Here is a 19,127-nt window from a genome sequence, read left to right as displayed (position 1 = left end):
CGGGCCGGTGGTCAGCCGCCAGGCAGGACGGTGAGCCCCGATCGGGCGACGATGTCCTGTAACGCCGCCACGTGCCCGTCGAACGCCGCCCGTCCGGCCCTGCTCAGGGTCACCGAGGTGCGCGGTCGCTTGCCCACGAAGCTTTTGTGGATTTCCACGTATCCGGCCTGCTCCAGCGTGCTGAGCTGCTTGGACAGCGCCGAGTCGGAGAGCTCGAGTTGCTCGCGCAGGTAGCGGAACTCCGCCCACTCGGTGGCCGCGAGCAGGCTCACCAGGGACAGCCGGGTCGGCGCGTGGATCAGCTCGTCGAACCGGGGCGCGCTCACCGGCTGCCGCCAAGCGGTCGGGTGATCATCACCCGGCGAAGGTAACGCATCAGCGGCGGCCCGGTGGCGGTCATCGCCCCGGCGGTGGTGATCGCGCCGATCGTCGACGGCCAGGCCAGGCCGGCTGCCTCGGCGGCGAAGCCGGTGCCGAGGCCGAGCGCGACCAGAATGAGCACGTACCCGACGATGGTGATCGCGCCGTGCGCACCGATGAGGCTGGTGCGGACCTGGGCCCGGTGCCGCAGCACGACTCGGCCCACGGCGGCGGCCAGGCCGATCACGTACGCCACCGATCCGACCGCGACCACCCACGGCCGGCGGGTCTCCACGGCGGCGGTGAAGGCGACGATGAGCCCACCCACCGCAGGCCAGTACCAGTGGGGAACGAGGGTGGCGGTGACCACCTGGTTGCGGCGGGCGTGGATCTCGACGAGCGCGTCGGCGGCGGATGCGGGAGTGGCGCCAGAGTCGGTCATGGCTGCTCCTTGAGAATAAGGCAAGAACTTTCCTGTTAGGCAAGTAAAGCATCCTGCTGCGCAATAGGAAAGTACTTTCCTCATCGGGAGTGCGGTGGTGCCTCCGGACATCGACGCGTCGATAAGCTGACGGTCATGACGGGCAGAGTGGCGGCGATGAACCTGGGCATCGTGACCGAGGCGCAGTGGGCCGGCGACGCGAGCGGTCGCAGCGGCATCGACAAGCGGCCGGTGGACGGCCCGGTGCTGATCCGCGCCGACGGGGTGGTCGGTGACTTCATCGGCGAGCGAGCCCATCACGGTGGTCCGGACCAGGCGGTCTACGCCTACGCGGAGGAGGACGCCGCCTGGTGGGCGGCCGAGTTGGGCCGCGACATACGGCCCGGTGGTTTCGGGGAGAACCTGTCCACCTACGCGGTCGACGTGACCGGCGCGGTGATCGGCGAGCAGTGGCAGGTCGGTTCCGCCCTGCTCCAGGTCACCAAGCCGCGGACGCCCTGCACGACGTTCGCGGGGTTCTGGGGCGTACCGGATCTGATCAAGCGGTTCACCGCGCGGGCGATGCCCGGCGCCTACCTACGGGTGCTGCGCGAGGGCGAGGTCGGCCCGGGTGACCCGGTCGAGGTGGTGGAGCGGCCCGCGCACGGTGTGACGATCGGCGAGGTGTTCCGGGCCACCAGCTTGGAGCCGGAGCTGCTGCCCCGGCTGCTCGAAGCGGAGGACCTGCCGGAACCGATCCGGGAGAAGGCCCGCCGCCGCCTAGCCTCCCGCGGCTGAGCGCGGTGCCGCGACGACCGGGCCCGGAGCGTCGGGTCCCCGCAGACACGGAACGGCCCCCTGCCGCGTGGCAGAGGGCCGTTCTACGAGCAGCGGATCAGCGGAGCCAGGGGATGTTGCGGTCGAGCAGACCGCGCTCCTTGAGCTCCTTGCGCAGCGGGATCTCGTCGTCGACGTACCCGTCCCAGTTGATGCCCCAGTAGTTGGCGGTGTGGGTGCCCTCACCGATCAGCTGGCGCTGCACGGGGGTGCGGTTGCGGTACCACTCGCCGTTCACGTCGGGGTGCAGCTCGTCCAGCGGACGGATCCACCGGTAGGTGTAGCCGACGAAGAGCATCTTGCGGGTGATGGTCGACAGGTTCGTCGAGCGCGAGTGCCACTGCCGGCGGTCGAAGATGAAGGCGTCGCCCGGGTTGGCGGTGATCTCCACCGTGCCCTCCGGGTCGGGGTTCTGGACGGTGAGGTCCGCCGGCCGGGGCAGCGAATTCTTCAGGTGGCTGCCCGGGATGACCTTGGTGGCGCCGCGGCCGGTCTCGGAGAGGTCCGACAGCACGTACGCGACCTTCAGCGAGAACATCGGCCGGGGCAGGTTCGGGTCCATCGTCTCCGGGTCGGAGTTCTGCCGGTACCCGTCCTGGTGCCAACCCCAGTACGGCTTCTCCGGCTCGGCGGCCGGCGGGGTGACGTCCAGGTGGTTGTGGTGGGTGTAGATGTTCCAGCCGGCCAGCCCCCACATGTACGGGAAGGCGACCGGGTGGGTGAGCAGCTCGCCGAAGAGCTCGTCGCGCTCCAGGAACCCCAGCAGGTGCAGGGTGCCGTCCTTCTTGGTGGTGCCCTTGGCCTGCTCCTCCGCGTAGACGCGGTCGACAGCCGCCTCCAGCGCCGCCCGGTGGTCCTCCGTCAGGACGTTGCGCAGCAGGAGGAAGCCCTGCTCGTGGAACTCCTTGCGGTCAGTGTCGCTGATCGGTTCGTAACCGGTCCGGTCGCCGTAATCGAACACCGCGTCGTACCCCTCCCCATGAGGTGAAACCTTTTCTGGCACAGGCCGCCGATCGTAACGCGGTGGCCAAGGCCTCGGGGAGGGCGTGTTGCGTGTGGGGGACCCAACCGGAACCCCTAGCAGCGGGAGGGCTGCGTACAGTGAGATCTTCGTGGTCGGGAGAGGTTCTTATAGGTTTTTGTCCGATTGTGCGGTGACTGCCGGTTAAGAGATCCGGGGCCGGTCAGCCCTCGTCGAACACCTCGGCCACCACCTGGCCGGCGGAGTTCTGCTGACCGTCCACCCGACCCCAGGTGCCGCCCCGGGCGGTCCACTCCAGGTCGCCGAAGCGGACCCGCTTCACCCCGTGGTCCTGGGCGTGCGAGACCAGCCAGTGTGCATACCGCCAGCCATCGCGCTGATCACCCGCAGTCACCGTCAGGCCGGTCGGGTCGTTCGGGTCGAGACCCTTCAACCCCCAGTCCAGCACGAGGTTGCGGGTGAGCTGGGTGGCCGCCGCCGCCCCGTGCATCACCGGGGTACGCCCCACCGTGCAGGCGACCGCGCCGGTGGCGTCGCCCATCAGTGCCCGGCTGAGCACCTCGGAGTCGTCGGCCCACTTCTGGTAGGCCTCCGGGAAGGCCGAGCGCTGCACCCGCTGGGCGGCGTCGGTGACCCGCATCTTCTCCCAGCCGCGGACCTTCTTGAGCGCCGCGTAGAACCGGTTGGCCGCGTAGCGCGGGTCGCGGATCTGCGCCGGGGTGCCCCAGCCCTGACTCGGTCGCTGCTGGAAGAGGCCGACCGAGTCGCGGTCGCCGTCAGCGAGGTTGCGCAGCCCGGACTCCTGGTACGCCGTGGCCAGCGCGACCACGACGGCCCGCTCGGGCATGCCGCGCTGGGCGCCGATCGCCGCGATGGTGGCCGCGTTGGCCATCTGGTCGGCGTCCAGGGCGACGCGGCCGTCGGCCTGCACGGTGCACTTTCGTGCCGACAGCGGCAGCTGCAGACCGCCCCCGACCTGCCGTACGACGAGCCAGATCGCGATCACGGCGACGAGGATGAGGACCACTCCACCCGCAACGGCTGCCCGAGTTCGCACCCACACCCCCAGATCGACAAGTCTGCCAAGCGTACGTCCCCGTAGCGCCGAACGGACCGTCCGAGCGGGTTCGAGGCCGGCTCGACGGCTCCGTCCCGGTTCGGGGTCGGCTCCGCCGACGCGTTCCGATCGAGCACATTCCCGCTGCGGGCGCGGTCTCACCTGCCCGGATGGCTCTCCCGCCCACCCTGGCTCAACGACAATCCAAGCGTGTGGTGTGCCGGTTGTCGCTGGCCAGGTGGCGGGTGCCCGGCGCCTCGGTCGCCGGCCTGTCGTGCGCGTCACCGCGTAGACCGAGTGGGGAAGTGGTTGACCGGTCAAGGAGTTACGACGACTGACATGTCAATTGCTGGCCCGTCCGGTGGTGGTGCGCGATGCCGACCGAGCCGGGTCACGGAGCAAGGAGGAGTTCCATGGGAACGCTCGACGGCAAGGTTGTGCTCGTCACCGGCACCGGCGGCGGTCTGGGACGCGTCGCCGCGCAGATCTTCGCGCGGGAAGGCGCGAAGGTCGTCGGGGCCGACATCCAGGTCGCCGGCAACGACGGGACGGTCGAACTCGTCCGTGCCGCTGGCGGTGAGATGACCGGCATCGCGCCGGTCGACCTCAGCGATCCGGAGCAGGTGCGAACGTTCGTCGAGGATGCCGCTGCGGCCTACGGCGGGCTGGACGTGGTCTACAACAATGCGGCAGCGCTCCGCTTCGGCCCGATGCCGGACTTCTCCGTCGAGGACTGGCGGTACACCATCACCGGCGAACTCGACATTCCGTACTTCGTGTCGAAGTTCGCCTGGCCGCACCTGGTCCAGCGGGGCGGCGGCGTCATCATCAACGCCGCCTCCATGGCCGGCATGATCGCGGGTCACGTCCCGCCGATGGTGGGTCACACCGCCGCCAACGCCGGCGTCATCGGCCTGACCCGACAGCTCGCGCTCGAAGGCGCGCCGCACGGGATCCGTGCGGTGGCGGTCAGCCCGGGGCCGATCGTCAGCCCGGCGAGTGAGCGCGACCTGGGTGACAACCAGGCGGCGCGGGACGCGATCACCGGCAAGACGCTGCTCAAGCGGTTCGCCCAACCCGAGGAGGTCGCCGAACTTGTGGTGTTCCTGGCCTCCGACCGGGCGTCGTACATCACCGGGGCGAACTACCCGGTCGACGGCGGCGCGACCGCCTGGTGACGCGACCGGGACGCCGGGACGCCGCATCCCACCGGGGGCGTCCCGGTTATCCAGGCCCTTTGCTCTGCTTCAACGGACGCAACACTCAGACGCCGTAAGTGGTGCGCCGGTTGAAGCAGAGCAAAGGGCGCGCGGACAACCAGGCCTACCCGGCGTGCTCCCAGCGCCCCCGGTCCGACCAGGTCCTACCCGGCATGATCACCGGAACCACCGTCCAGAGCGGCCACCCATCGAGCCGATCGTTTCTCCCGGAAGGCCGTGACCCCCTCGCGTCCCTCGTCGGACAGGAAGTACCCGGTCGACAGTGCGGACAGCCGGGCCAGCTCGGCACGCAGCTCGGCGGTGCTCGGCCGGCGCAGCAACTCCTTCGCGCCGGCCAACGCACCGGGCGCGCCGCGCACCAGCGAGTCGCAGTAACGCCGCACCGCGTCGTCCAGCCCGTCCGCCGGCACGCTGGCCGTGACCAGGCCGATCTCGGCGGCCCGTCGACCGTCGAAGGTGTCGCCGGTCAGGTACAGCTCGGCGGCGGCGCGCGGGTGCAGCCGGGGCAGCACGGTCGCCGAGATCACCGCCGGGATCACCCCGATCCGTACCTCGGTGAACGCGAACGTCGCCTCGTCGGCGCAGACCGCCAGGTCGGCGGCGGCGATCAGGCCCAGCCCACCGGCCCGCGCCGGCCCGCCCACCCGGGCCAGCACCGGCTTCGGGCACTCCCAGAGCGCCGCCAGCACGTCACCCAGCATCCCGGCGGGCACCGTGCCGCTGGCGTACGCCGCGGCGGTCTCCTTCAGGTCCGCGCCCGAGCAGAAGACCGGGCCGGTGTGGTCCAGCACGATCACCCGGACCGTCTCGTCGGCGACCGCGTCGCCCAGCCCGGCCAGCAGCTGGGTCATCAGGCCGGTGGAGAGCGCGTTGCGGTTGTGCGGGCTGTCCAGGGTGAGGGTGGTCACCCCACGGGCCGTGGCGACCCGCACGAGGACGTCGGGAGAGGTCATGCCGGGCACACTAGTGGCCATGCCCGGCCTCCTTCCAGATGGTGAGACCGTCCCCGTCGACGGATCGCTGCCCGCCACCGCCACCACCGCGGTCGGCGCGCGCGGCTTCGGCGTGTACGTGCACGTGCCGTTCTGTGCCAGCCGCTGCGGCTACTGCGACTTCAACACCTACACGGCGTCCGAGCTGGGCGGCGGTGCCAGCCGCGAGGGGTACGCCGACACCGTGCTGGCCGAGCTGGCGCTCGCCGCCCGGGTGCTCGGCGACAACCCGCCGCCCCGGGTCGACACCGTCTTCGTGGGCGGCGGCACGCCCACCCTGCTTCCCGCCGACGACCTGGCCCGCATCCTCGACGGCATCGACCGCACCTGGGGGCTGGCCGCCGACGTCGAGGTGACCACCGAGGCCAACCCGGAGTCGGTGACCCCGGAGTCGTTGAAGCTGCTGCGGTCCGCCGGCTACACCCGGATCTCGCTGGGCATGCAGTCCGCCTCCCCGGGGGTGCTGGCGATCCTGGACCGCAAACACAGCGCCGGCCGGGCCACCGCCGCCGCCCTGGAGGCCCGCGACGCCGGGTTCGAGCACGTCAACCTGGACCTGATCTACGGGACCCCGGGGGAGCGGCCCGAGGACTTCGCCGCCTCGCTGGAGCAGGTCGTGGCCGCCGGGGTGGACCACGTCAGCGCGTACGCCCTGATCGTCGAGGACGGCACCCGGCTCGCCGCCCGGATGCGGCGCGGCGAGCTGGCGTACCCCAGTGACGACGTGGCCGCGGACCGCTACCTGGCTGCGGAGGCCGCGCTCGACGCGGCCGGGCTCTCCTGGTACGAGGTCTCCAACTGGGCGCGCACCGACGACGCCCGGTGCCGGCACAACCTGCTCTACTGGACCGGCGCGGACTGGTGGGGGCTGGGGCCGGGGGCGCACAGCCACGTCGGCGGGGTGCGCTGGTGGAACGTCAAACACCCCACGGCGTACGCCCAGCGGCTGGCCGCGGGCGCGTCTCCCGGCCTGGCCCGGGAGGTGCTCACGGCCGACGAGGCGCACATGGAGGACGTGATGCTCCGGCTGCGGCTCGCCAGCGGCCTGCCGCTGGCGGTGCTCGACGCCACCGGGCGGGCCGGCGCCGAGCGGGCGCTGGCCGGCGGCCTGCTGGCCGCCGACGAGTACGCGGCCGGCCGGGCGGTGCTCACCCTGCGCGGGCGGCTGCTCGCCGACGCGGTCGTACGCGACCTGCTGCCCTGAGCCAGCCCCGCCGCCCCGGACCGGGGCAGCGGGGCACCGACCGGCCGGGGGAGCGGCCGGAGCGGGTCACTTGATGAAGCTGGCCGAGAGCGGGTAGCGGTAGAGCTGGCCCTCGTTGGCCTTGATGCCAGCGATGATGCCGAACACGGCGCCGAGGATGATGGCCGCCCCGACCCCGATGAAGCCGATCAGGATGCAGGACAGCACCCAGCCGATCAGGCCGACGACCGACCAGATGAGCTGGAAGTTGAGCGCCGCCGCGGCGTGCGCCCGCACCGTCGGGGACTGGTTGCCGCGGGCCAGCAGCGCCACCAGCGGGCCGATCCAGCCCAGCACCCCGCCGCTGAGGATCATCCCGGCGGCACCGCCGAAGTGCGCGACGAGCGCCCAGGTCTTGTCCTCGTTACTGGCGAAACCGCCACCGGGGCCGCCGTAGGCGCCGCCGGTCGGATATCCGCCAGCGGGGTAGCCACCGGGCGGCGGGTAGCCACCGGCCGGCGGATAGCCCCCCGCCGGAGGGTAGCCGCCCGACGGCGGTTGGTCACCGGTGGGCGGCGGATAGCCACCGGCCGGGGGATAGCCGCCCGGGCCAGGCGCCCCGGACAGTGGTGCGGTGGGTGGCTCGGCCGACGGGTACGAGCTGGGAGAGGTCGGCTCCGGCGGGTAGTTGCCGGGGTCACCCGCGCCGGGAGGGCGAGGAGGTTCAGTCATGGGTGTCACGGTAGGGGTCCGTGGCAACGCCGCACCAGTGGGCGGCCGTTGATCATCGCGCTGGCGGGTACGCCGACGTAGACTGGCACTCGTTACAGTCGAGTGCCAGGGCGGCCCGACCGGGGCCACGGTGCTGGCGGCCGACGTGCGACAGGAGGTGCGGAGGATGGGTCTCGACGACCGGAAACTCGCTGTGCTCCGCGCGATCGTCGAGGACTACGTCTCCACCCAGGAGCCCGTCGGCAGCAAGGCGCTGGTCGAGCGGCACCAGCTCGGGGTCTCCCCGGCCACAGTCCGCAACGACATGGCCGTGCTGGAGGAGGAGGGCTACATCCGGCAGCCGCACACAAGTGCCGGTCGGGTGCCCACCGACCGCGGCTACCGACTCTTCGTCGACAGGTTGTCCCGGGTCAAGCCGCTCAGCCCGGCCGAACGTCGGGCCATCGAACGCTTCCTGGTCGGCGCGGTCGACCTCGACGACGTGGTGCACCGCACAGTGCGGCTGCTCGCCCAGCTGACCCGGCAGGTGGCCGTCGTGCAGTACCCGAGCCTGGCCCGCTCCTCGGTGCGGCACCTGGAGCTGGTGCCGATCTCCACCACCCGGCTGATGCTCGTCATGATCGCCGACACCGGGCGCGTGGAGCAGCGGCTGGTGGAGCTGCCCGGGCCGGTCCCCGCCGACACCGTCACCGATCTGCGCCGGCTGGTCAACGAGAAGCTCGCCGGCGCGCGGCTGTCCGACACGCCGCCGTTGGTGCAGGCGCTCGTCGAGGAGGTGCCGTCCGAGCTGCGTCCGGCGATGACCACGCTCTCCACGGTGCTCCTGGAGACGCTCGTCGAGCGGCACGAGGAACGCATCGCGCTGGCCGGCACCGCCAACCTCACCCGGGGCGGCCTGCTCGACTTCCAGGGTTCGCTACGGCCGATCCTGGAGGCGCTGGAGGAGGAGGTCGTGCTCCTCAAGCTCATCGGTGAGACCGAGCCGAGCACGACCCGGGTGCTGATCGGCGACGAGAACGAGTTCGACAACCTGCGGGCCGCCTCGGTGGTCAGCACCGGGTACGGCCCGGGCGCCACGATCGTCGGCGGTCTGGGGGTGCTGGGTCCCACCCGGATGGACTACCCCGGCAATATCGCCACGGTGCGCGCCGTGGCACGCTACGTGGGCGAGTTGCTGGCCCAGAACTGATTGGTCAGGGCCGATGCGGCCGGCTGCGGCCGCCGACCGGCACAACGCGAGACGAACATGAGGACACGGAACGCAGTGGCCAGGGACTACTACGGCATTCTCGGTGTGAGCCGGGAAGCCTCCGATGACGAGATCAAGCGCGCCTACCGCAAGTTGGCGCGCCAGTTCCACCCGGACGTCAATCCGGACCCGGAGGCTCAGGAGAAGTTCAAGGACATCAACGCCGCGTACGAGGTCCTCTCGGACGACCGGAAGCGGCAGATCGTCGACCTGGGTGGCGACCCCCTCGCACCGGGCGGCGGTGGCGCCGGCGGCCCGGGTGGCCCCGGTGGTGCCGGTCCGTTCGTCGGTTTCCAGGACATCATGGATGCGTTCTTCGGTGGCGCGGCCGGTGGGGCGCGTGGCCCCCGTCCGCGGACCCGGCCGGGCGCCGACGCGATCCTGCGCCTCGAACTGGACCTGCACGAGACGGCGTTCGGCGTCGAGGCCCCGATCACCGTCGACACCGCCGTGCTCTGCACCACCTGCTCCGGCGCCGGCACGGCCGCCGGCACGCACCTGGCGACCTGCGAGGCGTGCGCCGGCCGGGGCGAGGTGCAGTCGGTGCAGCGCACCTTCCTCGGCCAGGTGGTCTCCGCCCGGCCGTGCACGGTGTGCCAGGGCTACGGCACCACCATCCCGCACCCCTGCCCGACCTGCGCCGGCGACGGCCGGGTGCGCACCCGCCGTTCGCTGACCGTCAAGATCCCGGCCGGTGTCGAGGACGGCATGCGGATTCGGCTGGCCCAGCAGGGCGAGGTTGGCCCGGGCGGCGGCACCGCCGGTGACCTCTACGTGGAGATCCACGAGCGGCCGCACGACGTCTACTCCCGCAAGGGCGACGACCTGCACTGCCGGGTCACCGTGCCGATGACCGCCGCGGCGCTCGGCACCCGCCTGACCATCAAGACCCTGGACAGCGAGGAGACGGTCGACGTCAAGGCCGGCACCCAACCGGCCAGCACGCTGCGACTGCGCGACCGGGGCGTGCCACACCTGCGCGGCACCGGGCGAGGCGACCTCTACGTACACCTCGACGTGCGGACCCCGACCAAGCTCGACCCCGACCAGGAGAAGATGCTGCGCGACTTCGCCAAGACCCGTGGTGAGGAGGTCGCCGAGTTATCCAAGCAGGGCGGCTTCTTCTCCCGGATGCGCGACGCGTTCAACGGGCACGCCTGAGGTGTCCGCGCCGCTGTTCCTGGTCGAGGCGCTGCCCACCGGTGACGCGTTGACCCTGGACGGCCCGGAGGGGCACCACGCCGCCACCGTGCAGCGGCTGCGGGTCGGCGAGGAGTTGCTGCTCGCCGACGGTCGGGGTGGCACGGCCGCCGCCGTGGTCACCGCCGTCGGCCGGGGCAGCCTGGAGGTCGCCATCACCTCCCGGGGGTACGCGGACGCGCCGGTCCCCCGGATCGTGGTGGTGCAGGGCATCGCCAAGGGCGACCGGGGTGAGCTGGCGGTGCAGGCGATGACCGAGGTCGGGGTGGACGAGATCGTGCCCTGGGCGGCGTCGCGCTCGGTCACCCAGTGGCGTGGCGACCGGGGCGTACGGGCGCGGGAGAAGTGGGTGGCCACCGCTCGGGAGGCCGCCAAGCAGGCCCGCCGGCCGTGGCTGCCCGTGGTGGCCGGCGCGCCCGACGAGTCCACCGCCACCGTCGCCCGCCGGATCGCCGGTGCGGCCGCCGGGTTCGTGCTGCACGAGGAGGCCGAGGAGCGGCTCAGCATCGCCGAACTGCCGCCCAGCGGTGAGATCGTCCTGGTCGTCGGCCCCGAGGGTGGCATCGCTCCGGCCGAGCTGACGGCGTTTCGGGAGGCCGGCGGCCGGCCGGTCCGGCTCGGGCCGGCGGTCCTGCGGACCTCGACCGCAGGCGTGGCGGCGCTCAGCGTGCTCGCCACCCGCCTCGGCCGCTGGTAACCATCGCCGCCCGGATCTTCACCGAGATCTTGGAAGGAAACGGCCCCTCCAGGGGCGCTTATCTTCCAAGATCTTGTCGGGCTGCGGCAGCGGACGTGGCCGCCGCTGGACACTGGGCCAGCGCCCGTACCCGTCGCTTGGAGCCGGCGCGCGCCGTTCGGCGCAGCGCCAGCGTCGCCGGAGTGCGCACGGATAAACGGCTGTACGTCCGCTCAGCCCGTGGCCGGCCCCACGCCTCGGCCGCTGGTGATCGGCCGGCGGCTCCCTCAGGGCCGGGGGAACACCGGCACCACCTCTTCCTCCGGCCCCAGGTCCAGCCCCGCCGGGCCGATGATCTGCGGGTCCGGCGTGCCGACCACCTCGGGGTCCTTGCCGGCGTAGTCGAAGCGGTGCAGCACGTGCCGCATCGCCTCCAGCCGGGCGCGCTTCTTGTCGTTGCTCTTCACCACCGTCCACGGCGCGTCGGCCGTGTCGGTCCAGAAGAACATCGCCTCCTTGGCCTCGGTGTACTCGTCCCAGCGGTCCAGTGACGCGATGTCCATCGGGGACAGCTTCCACTGGCGTACCGGGTCGACCTGGCGGATCGCGAACCGGGTGCGCTGCTCGTTCTGGGACACGGAGAACCAGAACTTGACCAACCGGATGCCCGAGCGCACCAGCATCCGCTCCAGCTCCGGGGCCTGCCGCAGGAACTCCAGGTACTCCTTGCGGGAGCAGAAGCCCATCACCCGCTCGACGCCGGCCCGGTTGTACCAGGATCGGTCGAACAACACGATCTCGCCGGCCGCCGGCAGATGTGCCAGCCACCGCTGGAAGTACCACTGGGCGGCTTCCCGCTCGTCCGGCTTGGCCAGTGCCACGACCGACGCGCCTCGCGGGTTGAGGTGCTCCATGAAGCGTTTGATGGTGCCGCCCTTGCCGGCCGCGTCCCGGCCCTCGAAGAGGATCACCAGACGCTCACCGGACTCCTTGATCCAGTCCTGGAGCTTGAGCAGCTCGATCTGGAGCAGCCGCTTGTCGCGGTCGTACTCGTCGCGGTCCAACCGCTGGTCGTACGGATAGTCCTCGCGCCAGGTCTCGACGGGGGTGCCGTCGGGGCGGAGCAGGACAGGGTCGTCGTCGTGGCCATCGGCCACCCGGTAGTCGGCGGTGAGGTCCAGCAGCGCGGTGTCGGCCATGTGGGTGGGACTTACCCGCCCACATACCGTCAGCCACCTGCCCGGGCCGGGAAATCGTCAGCTACGCAGGTAGGAGGCGCCGTTGAGGTCGACGATCGTGCCGGAGGCCCACTCGGCCTGCGGCGAGGCGAGCCAGTGCACGGCGGCGGCGATCTCCTCCGGCTGGGCCACCCGGTCGAACGGGCTCTGCGCCCGGATGGCGTCGCCCTGCTCGCCGCGCAGGTGCTCGGTGGTCATGTCGGTCGCCACGAAGCCCGGCGCGACCGTGGCGACCGTGATGCCGTACGGCGCGAGCGCCACCGCGAGGGACTGGCCCAGCGCGTTCAGCCCCGCCTTGCTGGCGCCGTACGCCGGCTGGTCCGGCTCGCCCCGGAACGCGCCCCGGGACGAGACGTTGACGATCCGACCGCCGCGCTCCCGCATGTGCTGGGCGGCGCACCAGGTGACGTTGCCCGCACCGGTCAGGTTGGTCGCGAGCACCCGCTGCCAGCGCTGCTGCCACTGCTCGTAGGAGGCGCCGAAGATCGGGTGCGGATCGTCCCGATCGCCGTACGTCCCGGCGTTGTTGACAAGAACGTCCAGCCCGCCGAGCAGCTCGGCGGCCCGGTCGACCATGGCCCGGACCGCGTCCGGGTCGGTGAGGTCGGCGCGGACCACCACGTGCCCGGCGCCCGGCAGGTGCGCGCGCAGCTCCTCGGCCGCGTCGGCGGAGTCGCGGTGGTGGATGGCCACCCGGTCGCCGCTGGCCGCGAACGCCGTCGCCACCGCCCGGCCGATTCCGCGCGAGGCCCCGGTCACGAGTACCGCTCGATCCGTCATGGCGGCCATCCTGCCTCAGCCGGAGGATCGCTGCGAACAGGCCGGCGCGCCCCCGGCCCGTTCGTCTCTACACTGCCCCGATGGGATCCGACTGCCTGTTCTGCCGCATCGTCGCCGGGGAGATCCCGGCCACCGTGGTCCGGGAGACCGAGACCACGCTCGCCTTCCGGGACATCGACCCGAAGGCGCCGGTGCACGTGCTGGTCATTCCGAAGGAGCACTACGCCGACGTCGCCACGCTCGCCCAGGGCGACCCGGCGCTGGCCGCCGACGTGCTGGCGACGTCCGCCGCGGTGGCCGAGGACGAGGGCCTGCTCGGCGACGGGTTCCGGCTGATGTTCAACACCGGCGCGTACGGCGGGCAGGAGGTGTTCCACGTGCACGCGCACCTGCTCGGTGGTGCGCCGCTCGGCCCGATGCTCGCCCGGAACCTGGCGTGAGCGCAGGACCGACGCCGGACAGCCGGCTGGACGAGCGCCTGGGTCGGCTGGTCCGCAGGGTGCAGGCCGACGCTCGGGTGCCGGCGGTGTCGGCGGCGCTGCACCGGGCCGACCGACCGCTCTGGAGCTGCACCGTCGGCGCGTCCGGCACCGACAGCCCGTTGGGGACGGGCACCCAGTTCCGGATCGGCTCGGTCACCAAGACGTTCACCGCGGTGCTGGTCCTGCAGTGCCGCGACGACGGGCTGCTGGACCTGGACGATCCGGTGGGCCGGCACCTGGACCTCCCCGCCCACGGCGAGCTGACCGTGCGCCGGTTGCTGTCGCACACCGCCGGCCTGCAACGCGAGCCGTTCGGCGATGTGTGGGACAGCCTGCGCGCGCCGGACGCCGACCAGTTGGTCGCGGAGTTGGACCGGGCCGAGCGGGTGCTGCCGACCGGCCGTCGGTTCCACTACTCCAACCTGGGCCTGGCCGTCCTCGGCCAGCTCGTCGCCCGGCTCCGGGGCGAGAGCTGGGCGCAGGCGCTCACCGAGCGGATCGTGACGCCGCTGGGGCTGGCCGACACCACGGTGACCCCACGGCCGACGGCGGCGACCGGGTTCCTGGTCGACGCGTACTCCGACGAGGCGTACCCGGAACCGCCCACCGATTTCGGCGCGGTCGGCCCGGCCGCCCAGCTCTGGAGCACCGCGACCGACATGGCCCGGTGGGCGGCGTTCCTGGCCGACCCGGCGGCGCTGGATCCGGCCGGCGCGGTCCTCGCCCCGGCCACCCTGGACGAGATGCGCTGGCCGGTGACCACCACCGACGAGACGCTCTGGGGCGTGGGCTTCGGGCTCGGGCTGATCCTGATCCCGCAGGGGGAGCGGGTGGTGCACGTGGGGCACATCGGGGCGATGCCCGGTTTCCTCGCCGCCGTGTACGGCCGCCGCGGAGGCGACGGCACGGCCGGCGCGATGGGTGCCGCGGTGCTCGGCTCGTCCGGCACGGCGACCGAGGTGTTCGACCTGCCGCACCTGCTGCTCGAGGCGGCGGTCGAGCACGACCCGGCCGAGATCGAGCCCTGGCGACCCGGCGCACCCGCGCCAGCGGCCCTGCGGGGAGCGCTCGGCCGCTGGTGGGGCGAGGGTTACGAGTACGTCTTCTCCTGGCACGACGGCACCCTGCGGGCGCGCGGGGTCGGTGACCCGGCCGGACCACCGGCGATCTTCACCCCGCTGCCGGACCAGCCGGACGTGTTCCGCACGGTCTCCGGTCGGGAGGCCGGCGAGCTGCTGCGGCTGACCCGGGACGGGGCCGGCGCGGTGGTCCGGATGCACTGGGCGACGTACCGGTTCACCCGTCACCAGGAGACCTTCGACAGGTACGACTTCCGGGCCGGGAGTTGATCGCGGCCAGCGGAAATGGGCGCGATGCGCCCCACGTTGAACAGATACGATGGGCGTAACGTCCGCACGCCGTGCCAGCAGGGCCGGCGCCGAGATCGAGAGCAGGTGCGCAGGGCCCTTCGGCCCAACCTATGACCGGCACCCCACCTCCCGGCCCGCCCCGGGTGCAGACCAAGATCACCGTGCCCAACTCGAAGATCATGGTCGATCTGCTCGGCGCAGGCGACGAGATCCTCCGACTCGTCGAACGCTCGGTCACCAGTGACGTGCACGTTCGCGGCAACGAGATCACCATCACCGGTGACCCCGCGGACAACGCCCTTGCCGAGCGGGTCTTCAGTGAGCTGCTCGAACTCATCGAGAAAGGCGAGACCCTGACCACTGACGCCGTCCGGCGTACCGTCGGCATGCTCGAGGAGGGCAGTGCCGAGCGGCCCGCCGAGGTCCTGACGCTCAACATCCTCTCCCGTCGCGGGCGCACCATCCGTCCCAAGACGCTCGGTCAGAAGCGGTACGTCGACGCGATCGACTCGAACACCATCGTCTTCGGCATCGGCCCGGCCGGCACCGGCAAGACCTACCTGGCGATGGCCAAGGCCGTCCAGGCGTTGCAGGCCAAGCAGGTCAACCGGATCATCCTGACCCGGCCGGCGGTGGAGGCGGGTGAGCGACTGGGCTTCCTGCCCGGCACGCTCAACGACAAGATCGACCCGTACCTGCGCCCGCTCTACGACGCGCTGCACGAGATGCTCGACCCGGAGACGATCCCGAAGCTGATGGCCCAGGGGACGATCGAGGTGGCCCCGCTGGCCTACATGCGGGGCAGGACGCTCTCCGACGCGTTCATCATCCTGGACGAGGCCCAGAACACGACGCCCGAGCAGATGAAGATGTTCCTCACCCGGCTCGGCTTCAACTCCAAGATCGTCGTGACGGGTGACATCACCCAGGTGGACCTTCCCGGCGGGACCAGCAGCGGCCTGCGGGTCGTCCGGGAGATCCTGGAAAACGTCGACGACGTGCACTTCTCCCAGTTGTCCAGCTCCGACGTGGTCCGCCACCGGCTGGTGGGGGAGATCGTCGACGCGTACGCCCGCTGGGACGCCGAGCGGGAGAACCAGCAGGCGCAGGGCGTCCACGCCGTGCCCGGGCGACCCGCCCAGGGCGGCCGTGCCGGCCGCCGCCGCTAAAGCAGAGGAAAGCAGTTGTCCATCGAGATCGCCAACGAGTCCGGTGTCGAGGTTGACACCGATGCCGTGCTCGCCGTCGCCCGGCACGCCCTCGACGAGATGGGGGTCAACCCCCTCGCCGAGCTGTCCGTGCTGCTTGTCGACATCGACTACATGACCGAGCTGAACCACCGCTGGATGGGTGGCGACGGTCCGACCGACGTGCTCGCCTTCCCCATGGACGAGGGCAGCGTCGACCACGGCCCGGGGGAGTCCGCGCCGGCCGGTGGCGAGCCCGCCCTGCTCGGTGACATCGTGCTCTGCCCCGAGGTCGCGGCCAAGCAGGCGGCGACCGCCGGGCACGCCCCCGCCGACGAGCTGCACCTGCTCACCGTGCACGGGGTCCTGCACCTGCTCGGCTACGACCACGCCGAGCCGGAGGAGGAGCGGGAGATGTTCGCCCTCCAGGCCCGCCTGCTGGCGAGCTGGCGGTCGACCCGCACCCAGTGATGTCCACTCCTCCGTTACTGGCGGCCGGCGCCACCGCCGGCCTTCCCGACTTCCAGCTGATCGTCTTCGCGGCCGGCCTGGTGGTGCTCGCCGGGCTGATCGCGATGACCGAGGCGGCGCTCGCCGCGGTCTCGCCGGCGCGGGCCGCCGAACTGGCCCGCGACGGCGTACGCGGCGCCCGCACCCTCCAGGTGGTCGCCGGCGACGTCGTCCGGCACCTCAACCTGCTCCTGCTGTTGCGGCTGCTCGCCGAGCTGACCGCCACCACCCTGGTGGCGCTTGTCGCGGTGGACAGCTTCGGCGCCGGCTGGCGGGCCGCGTTGGTGACCGCCGGCGCGATGACAGTGGTCAGCTTCGTGGTCGTCGGCGTCGCCCCGCGCACCATCGGGCGGCAGCACGCGTACGCCGTGGGTCGTGCGGTGGCGCCGCTGGTCCGCTGGCTGGGCCGGGCGCTCAACCCGCTCGCCTCGTTGCTGATCCTGATCGGCAACGCGGTCACACCGGGGCGCGGCTTCCGGGAGGGGCCGTTCGCCAGCCAGGTCGAGTTGCGTGAGCTGGTCGACCTGGCCGAGCAGCGCGGCGTGGTCGAGCACGGCGAACGTCAGATGATCCACTCGGTCTTCGCGCTCGGTGACACCATCGCCCGCGAGGTGATGGTGCCGCGTACCGAGATGGTGTGGATCGAGGAGGGCAAGACGCTCGCGCAGGCGTTGGTGCTGTTCCTGCGTTCGGGTTTCTCCCGCATCCCGGTGATCGGCGAGAGCGTCGACGACGTGCTCGGTGTGCTCTACCTCAAGGACCTGATCCGGCGCTCCCGCGGCGGGGACCCGGCGGCCGAGCAGCTGCCGGTGGCCGAGCTGATGCGCCCGGCGACCTTCGTGCCGGAGTCCAAGCCGGTCGACGACCTGCTGTCGGAGATGCAGGCGGCCCGCAACCACCTGGTCATCGTGGTCGACGAGTACGGCGGCACCGGCGGTCTGGTCACCATCGAGGACATCCTGGAGGAGATCGTCGGTGAGATCACCGACGAGTACGATGTCGAACGCCCGCCCGTCGAACGTCTGACGGACTCCTCGGTGCGGGTGACCGCCCGCCTGCCGGTGGAGACCCTGGGCGAGATGTTCGACACCGAACTGCCCACGGACGAGGTGGAGACGGTCGGTGGCCTGCTGGCCCAGTCGCTGGGGCGAGTGCCGATCCCCGGTGCGGAGGTCGAGGTCGCCGGGCTCCGGCTGCTCGCCGAGGGCACCACCGGCCGGCGCAACCGGATCGACACCGTCCTGGTCAACCGGGTGGAGTCGGGCCATGAGCAGGACACCTCGGGGCGCGGCGAGCACGCCGGCTCCGGGGACGACACGGACAACTACCGAGACGACGAGAGGCAATCCGCCGATGCCTGACACACCCGCCGCGCCCACCGCCCGGCCCGCCCCCACCGCGCCGGCACCCCTGAGCGCCGAGGACGCCAAACTGGTCGTCCTGGCCCGGGGCGCCCGTGGCCGGGTCGCCGCCGTGGAGGGTGCCGCGGTCCGGGATCAGGACGGCCGGACGTACGCGGCGGCGAGTGTCGCGCTGCCCTCGCTGACTCTCACCGCGTTGCAGTTGGCTGTCGCGTCGGCCGTGGCGGCCGGGGCGAGCCGGCTGGAGGCCGCGGTGGTGGTGACCGAGGCGTCGACGCTGGACGGCGCCGGGCACTCGGCCGTGCGTGACCTCGCGGCGGACGCGCCGATCCACGTGGCCGCCCCGGACGGCACGGTCCTCGGCACGGTGACCGAGTGAGCCCCGTGCGGGATCCGGAGACCCGCCCGTACCGGGCCGGGTTCGGTTGCTTCGTCGGCCGACCCAACGCGGGCAAGTCGACGCTCACCAACGCCATCGTCGGCACCAAGATCGCGATCACCTCGAACAAGCCGCAGACCACCCGGCACGTCATCCGGGCCGTGCTGCACCGTCCGGAATCGCAACTGGTCCTGGTCGACACCCCGGGGCTGCACCGCCCCCGTACGTTGCTCGGCGAGCGCCTCAACGACCTGGTCCGGTCCACCTGGACGGAGGTCGATGTGATCGGCCTGTGCATCCCGGCCGACGAGCCGGTCGGGCGCGGAGACCGGTTCATCACCGGTGAGCTGGCCGAGCTCAAGGCGACAGTGCTGGCGGTGGTCACCAAGACCGACCTGGTCGACAAGCGCCGCCTGGCCGAGCAGTTGCTCGCGGTCAGCAAGATGGGGGAGTTCGCCGAGATCGTGCCGGTGAGCGCGGTCTCCGGGCACCAGGTGGACACCCTGGTCGACGTGATGACCAAATACCTGCCGCCGTCGCCGCAGCTCTACCCGGACGACATGCTGACCGACGATCCCGAGCAGGTGCTCGTCGCGGAGCTGATCCGCGAGGCCGCCCTGGAGGGGGTCCGCGACGAGCTGCCGCACTCCATCGCCGTGGTGGTGGAGGAGATGATCCCCGAGGGCCAGGTCATGAAGATTTACGCCGACCTGTACGTGGAACGCCCCAGCCAGAAGGCGATCGTGCTCGGGCACAAGGCGAGCCGGCTCAAGGAGGTCGGCACCAACGCCCGCCGGCAGATCGAGGAGCTGCTGGGCGGCCGGGTCTATCTCGACCTGCACGTTCGGGTCGCGAAGGACTGGCAGCGCGACCCGAAGCAGTTGCGCAAGTTGGGTTTCTGAGCGTCCTCG

Annotated in this window: 21 protein-coding genes; 13 read left to right on the top strand and 8 right to left on the bottom strand. The window is 71.8% G+C overall.

The annotated features are described in order from the left end of the window. Positions 1-11: 11 nt before the first annotated feature. Together AB0C25_RS32780 and AB0C25_RS32775 are read right to left on the bottom strand one after the other, a co-directional pair. On the bottom strand, positions 12-326 hold the full coding sequence (locus AB0C25_RS32780; RefSeq protein ID WP_357378466.1) for a transcriptional regulator: 315 nt from the start codon (positions 324-326) through the stop codon (positions 12-14). Further along, the gene (locus AB0C25_RS32775; protein WP_357378464.1) at positions 323-802 is read right to left on the bottom strand and encodes a hypothetical protein; all 480 of its coding nucleotides are present in this window, start codon (positions 800-802) and stop codon (positions 323-325) included. The genes AB0C25_RS32780 and AB0C25_RS32775 overlap by 4 nt, the downstream gene beginning before the upstream one ends. Before the next feature lie 156 nt (positions 803-958). On the opposite strand from AB0C25_RS32775, the gene AB0C25_RS32770 reads away from it, so the two are divergent. Next, entirely contained in the window at positions 959-1,579 is a 621-nt protein-coding gene (locus tag AB0C25_RS32770) for an MOSC domain-containing protein (RefSeq protein WP_357378551.1), read from the top strand. A gap of 97 nt (positions 1,580-1,676) precedes the next feature. Here the strand turns inward: AB0C25_RS32770 and AB0C25_RS32765 are convergent, their stop codons facing one another. Next, on the bottom strand, positions 1,677-2,579 hold the full coding sequence (locus tag AB0C25_RS32765; protein ID WP_354979729.1) for a phytanoyl-CoA dioxygenase family protein: 903 nt from the start codon (positions 2,577-2,579) through the stop codon (positions 1,677-1,679). 223 nt (positions 2,580-2,802) lie between these two features. Beyond that, positions 2,803-3,663: a hypothetical protein gene (locus AB0C25_RS32760; protein ID WP_357378462.1), complete on the bottom strand. Its 861-nt coding sequence runs from the start codon at positions 3,661-3,663 to the stop codon at positions 2,803-2,805. Between the two features lie 407 nt (positions 3,664-4,070). Between AB0C25_RS32760 and AB0C25_RS32755 the strand changes: the two genes are divergently transcribed. Next, entirely contained in the window at positions 4,071-4,835 is a 765-nt protein-coding gene (locus AB0C25_RS32755) for an SDR family NAD(P)-dependent oxidoreductase (RefSeq protein WP_357378460.1), read from the top strand. 185 nt (positions 4,836-5,020) lie between these two features. On the opposite strand, the gene AB0C25_RS32750 is transcribed toward AB0C25_RS32755, so the two are convergent. Further along, the gene (locus AB0C25_RS32750; protein WP_357378549.1) at positions 5,021-5,830 is read right to left on the bottom strand and encodes an enoyl-CoA hydratase-related protein; all 810 of its coding nucleotides are present in this window, start codon (positions 5,828-5,830) and stop codon (positions 5,021-5,023) included. Positions 5,831-5,849: 19 nt separating this feature from the next. On the opposite strand from AB0C25_RS32750, the gene hemW reads away from it, so the two are divergent. Continuing rightward, positions 5,850-7,073: a radical SAM family heme chaperone HemW gene (gene hemW / locus AB0C25_RS32745; RefSeq protein WP_357378458.1), complete on the top strand. Its 1,224-nt coding sequence runs from the start codon at positions 5,850-5,852 to the stop codon at positions 7,071-7,073. Between the two features lie 66 nt (positions 7,074-7,139). On the opposite strand, the gene AB0C25_RS32740 is transcribed toward hemW, so the two are convergent. Further along, complete coding sequence (locus AB0C25_RS32740; protein WP_357378456.1) at positions 7,140-7,784, bottom strand: DUF4870 domain-containing protein; 645 nt, start codon at positions 7,782-7,784, stop codon at positions 7,140-7,142. Between the two features lie 166 nt (positions 7,785-7,950). Here AB0C25_RS32740 and hrcA point away from each other — a divergent pair, with 166 nt between their 5' ends. From hrcA to AB0C25_RS32725, 3 genes are all read left to right on the top strand, one after another. Next, positions 7,951-8,973 carry a heat-inducible transcriptional repressor HrcA gene (gene hrcA / locus AB0C25_RS32735; RefSeq protein ID WP_357378454.1) on the top strand — a complete coding sequence of 341 codons (1,023 nt, stop codon included), beginning with the start codon at positions 7,951-7,953 and terminating at the stop codon, positions 8,971-8,973. A 75-nt stretch (positions 8,974-9,048) separates the two neighbouring features. After that, entirely contained in the window at positions 9,049-10,194 is a 1,146-nt protein-coding gene (gene dnaJ, locus AB0C25_RS32730) for a molecular chaperone DnaJ (protein WP_357378547.1), read from the top strand. Position 10,195: 1 nt separating this feature from the next. Beyond that, positions 10,196-10,930 carry a 16S rRNA (uracil(1498)-N(3))-methyltransferase gene (locus tag AB0C25_RS32725; protein WP_357378452.1) on the top strand — a complete coding sequence of 245 codons (735 nt, stop codon included), beginning with the start codon at positions 10,196-10,198 and terminating at the stop codon, positions 10,928-10,930. A gap of 266 nt (positions 10,931-11,196) precedes the next feature. Here AB0C25_RS32725 and ppk2 read toward each other — a convergent pair whose 3' ends face one another. Together ppk2 and AB0C25_RS32715 are read right to left on the bottom strand one after the other, a co-directional pair. Next, positions 11,197-12,108, bottom strand: coding sequence for a polyphosphate kinase 2 (gene ppk2, locus AB0C25_RS32720; protein ID WP_357378450.1), 912 nt, complete (start codon positions 12,106-12,108; stop codon positions 11,197-11,199). A gap of 57 nt (positions 12,109-12,165) precedes the next feature. Next, positions 12,166-12,927 (bottom strand): SDR family oxidoreductase, encoded by a 762-nt coding sequence (locus AB0C25_RS32715; protein WP_357378448.1) that lies wholly within the window; start codon positions 12,925-12,927, stop codon positions 12,166-12,168. Between the two features lie 80 nt (positions 12,928-13,007). Here AB0C25_RS32715 and AB0C25_RS32710 point away from each other — a divergent pair, with 80 nt between their 5' ends. The 7 genes from AB0C25_RS32710 (at position 13,008) to era (ending at position 19,118) form a co-directional block, all read left to right on the top strand. Beyond that, complete coding sequence (locus AB0C25_RS32710) at positions 13,008-13,367, top strand: histidine triad nucleotide-binding protein (protein ID WP_238678505.1); 360 nt, start codon at positions 13,008-13,010, stop codon at positions 13,365-13,367. Then, complete coding sequence (locus AB0C25_RS32705; RefSeq protein ID WP_357378446.1) at positions 13,364-14,758, top strand: serine hydrolase domain-containing protein; 1,395 nt, start codon at positions 13,364-13,366, stop codon at positions 14,756-14,758. The genes AB0C25_RS32710 and AB0C25_RS32705 overlap by 4 nt, the downstream gene beginning before the upstream one ends. Before the next feature lie 131 nt (positions 14,759-14,889). Next, positions 14,890-15,948 carry a PhoH family protein gene (locus AB0C25_RS32700; RefSeq protein WP_357378444.1) on the top strand — a complete coding sequence of 353 codons (1,059 nt, stop codon included), beginning with the start codon at positions 14,890-14,892 and terminating at the stop codon, positions 15,946-15,948. A gap of 15 nt (positions 15,949-15,963) precedes the next feature. Continuing rightward, entirely contained in the window at positions 15,964-16,437 is a 474-nt protein-coding gene (ybeY, locus tag AB0C25_RS32695) for an rRNA maturation RNase YbeY (RefSeq protein ID WP_272613012.1), read from the top strand. Beyond that, positions 16,413-17,837: a hemolysin family protein gene (locus AB0C25_RS32690; protein WP_357378545.1), complete on the top strand. Its 1,425-nt coding sequence runs from the start codon at positions 16,413-16,415 to the stop codon at positions 17,835-17,837. The genes ybeY and AB0C25_RS32690 overlap by 25 nt, the downstream gene beginning before the upstream one ends. Further along, on the top strand, positions 17,830-18,216 hold the full coding sequence (locus AB0C25_RS32685) for a cytidine deaminase (protein ID WP_357378442.1): 387 nt from the start codon (positions 17,830-17,832) through the stop codon (positions 18,214-18,216). Before AB0C25_RS32690 ends, AB0C25_RS32685 begins: the two co-directional genes overlap by 8 nt. Then, entirely contained in the window at positions 18,213-19,118 is a 906-nt protein-coding gene (gene era, locus AB0C25_RS32680) for a GTPase Era (protein ID WP_357244499.1), read from the top strand. The genes AB0C25_RS32685 and era overlap by 4 nt, the downstream gene beginning before the upstream one ends. Positions 19,119-19,127 lie beyond the last annotated feature (9 nt).

The organism is Micromonospora sp. NPDC048839, assembly GCF_040649915.1.
Lineage (GTDB): Bacteria > Actinomycetota > Actinomycetes > Mycobacteriales > Micromonosporaceae > Micromonospora.
The sequence above is the reverse complement of the archived record's forward strand: the minus strand, read 5'-3'. Positions and strand labels throughout refer to the sequence as shown.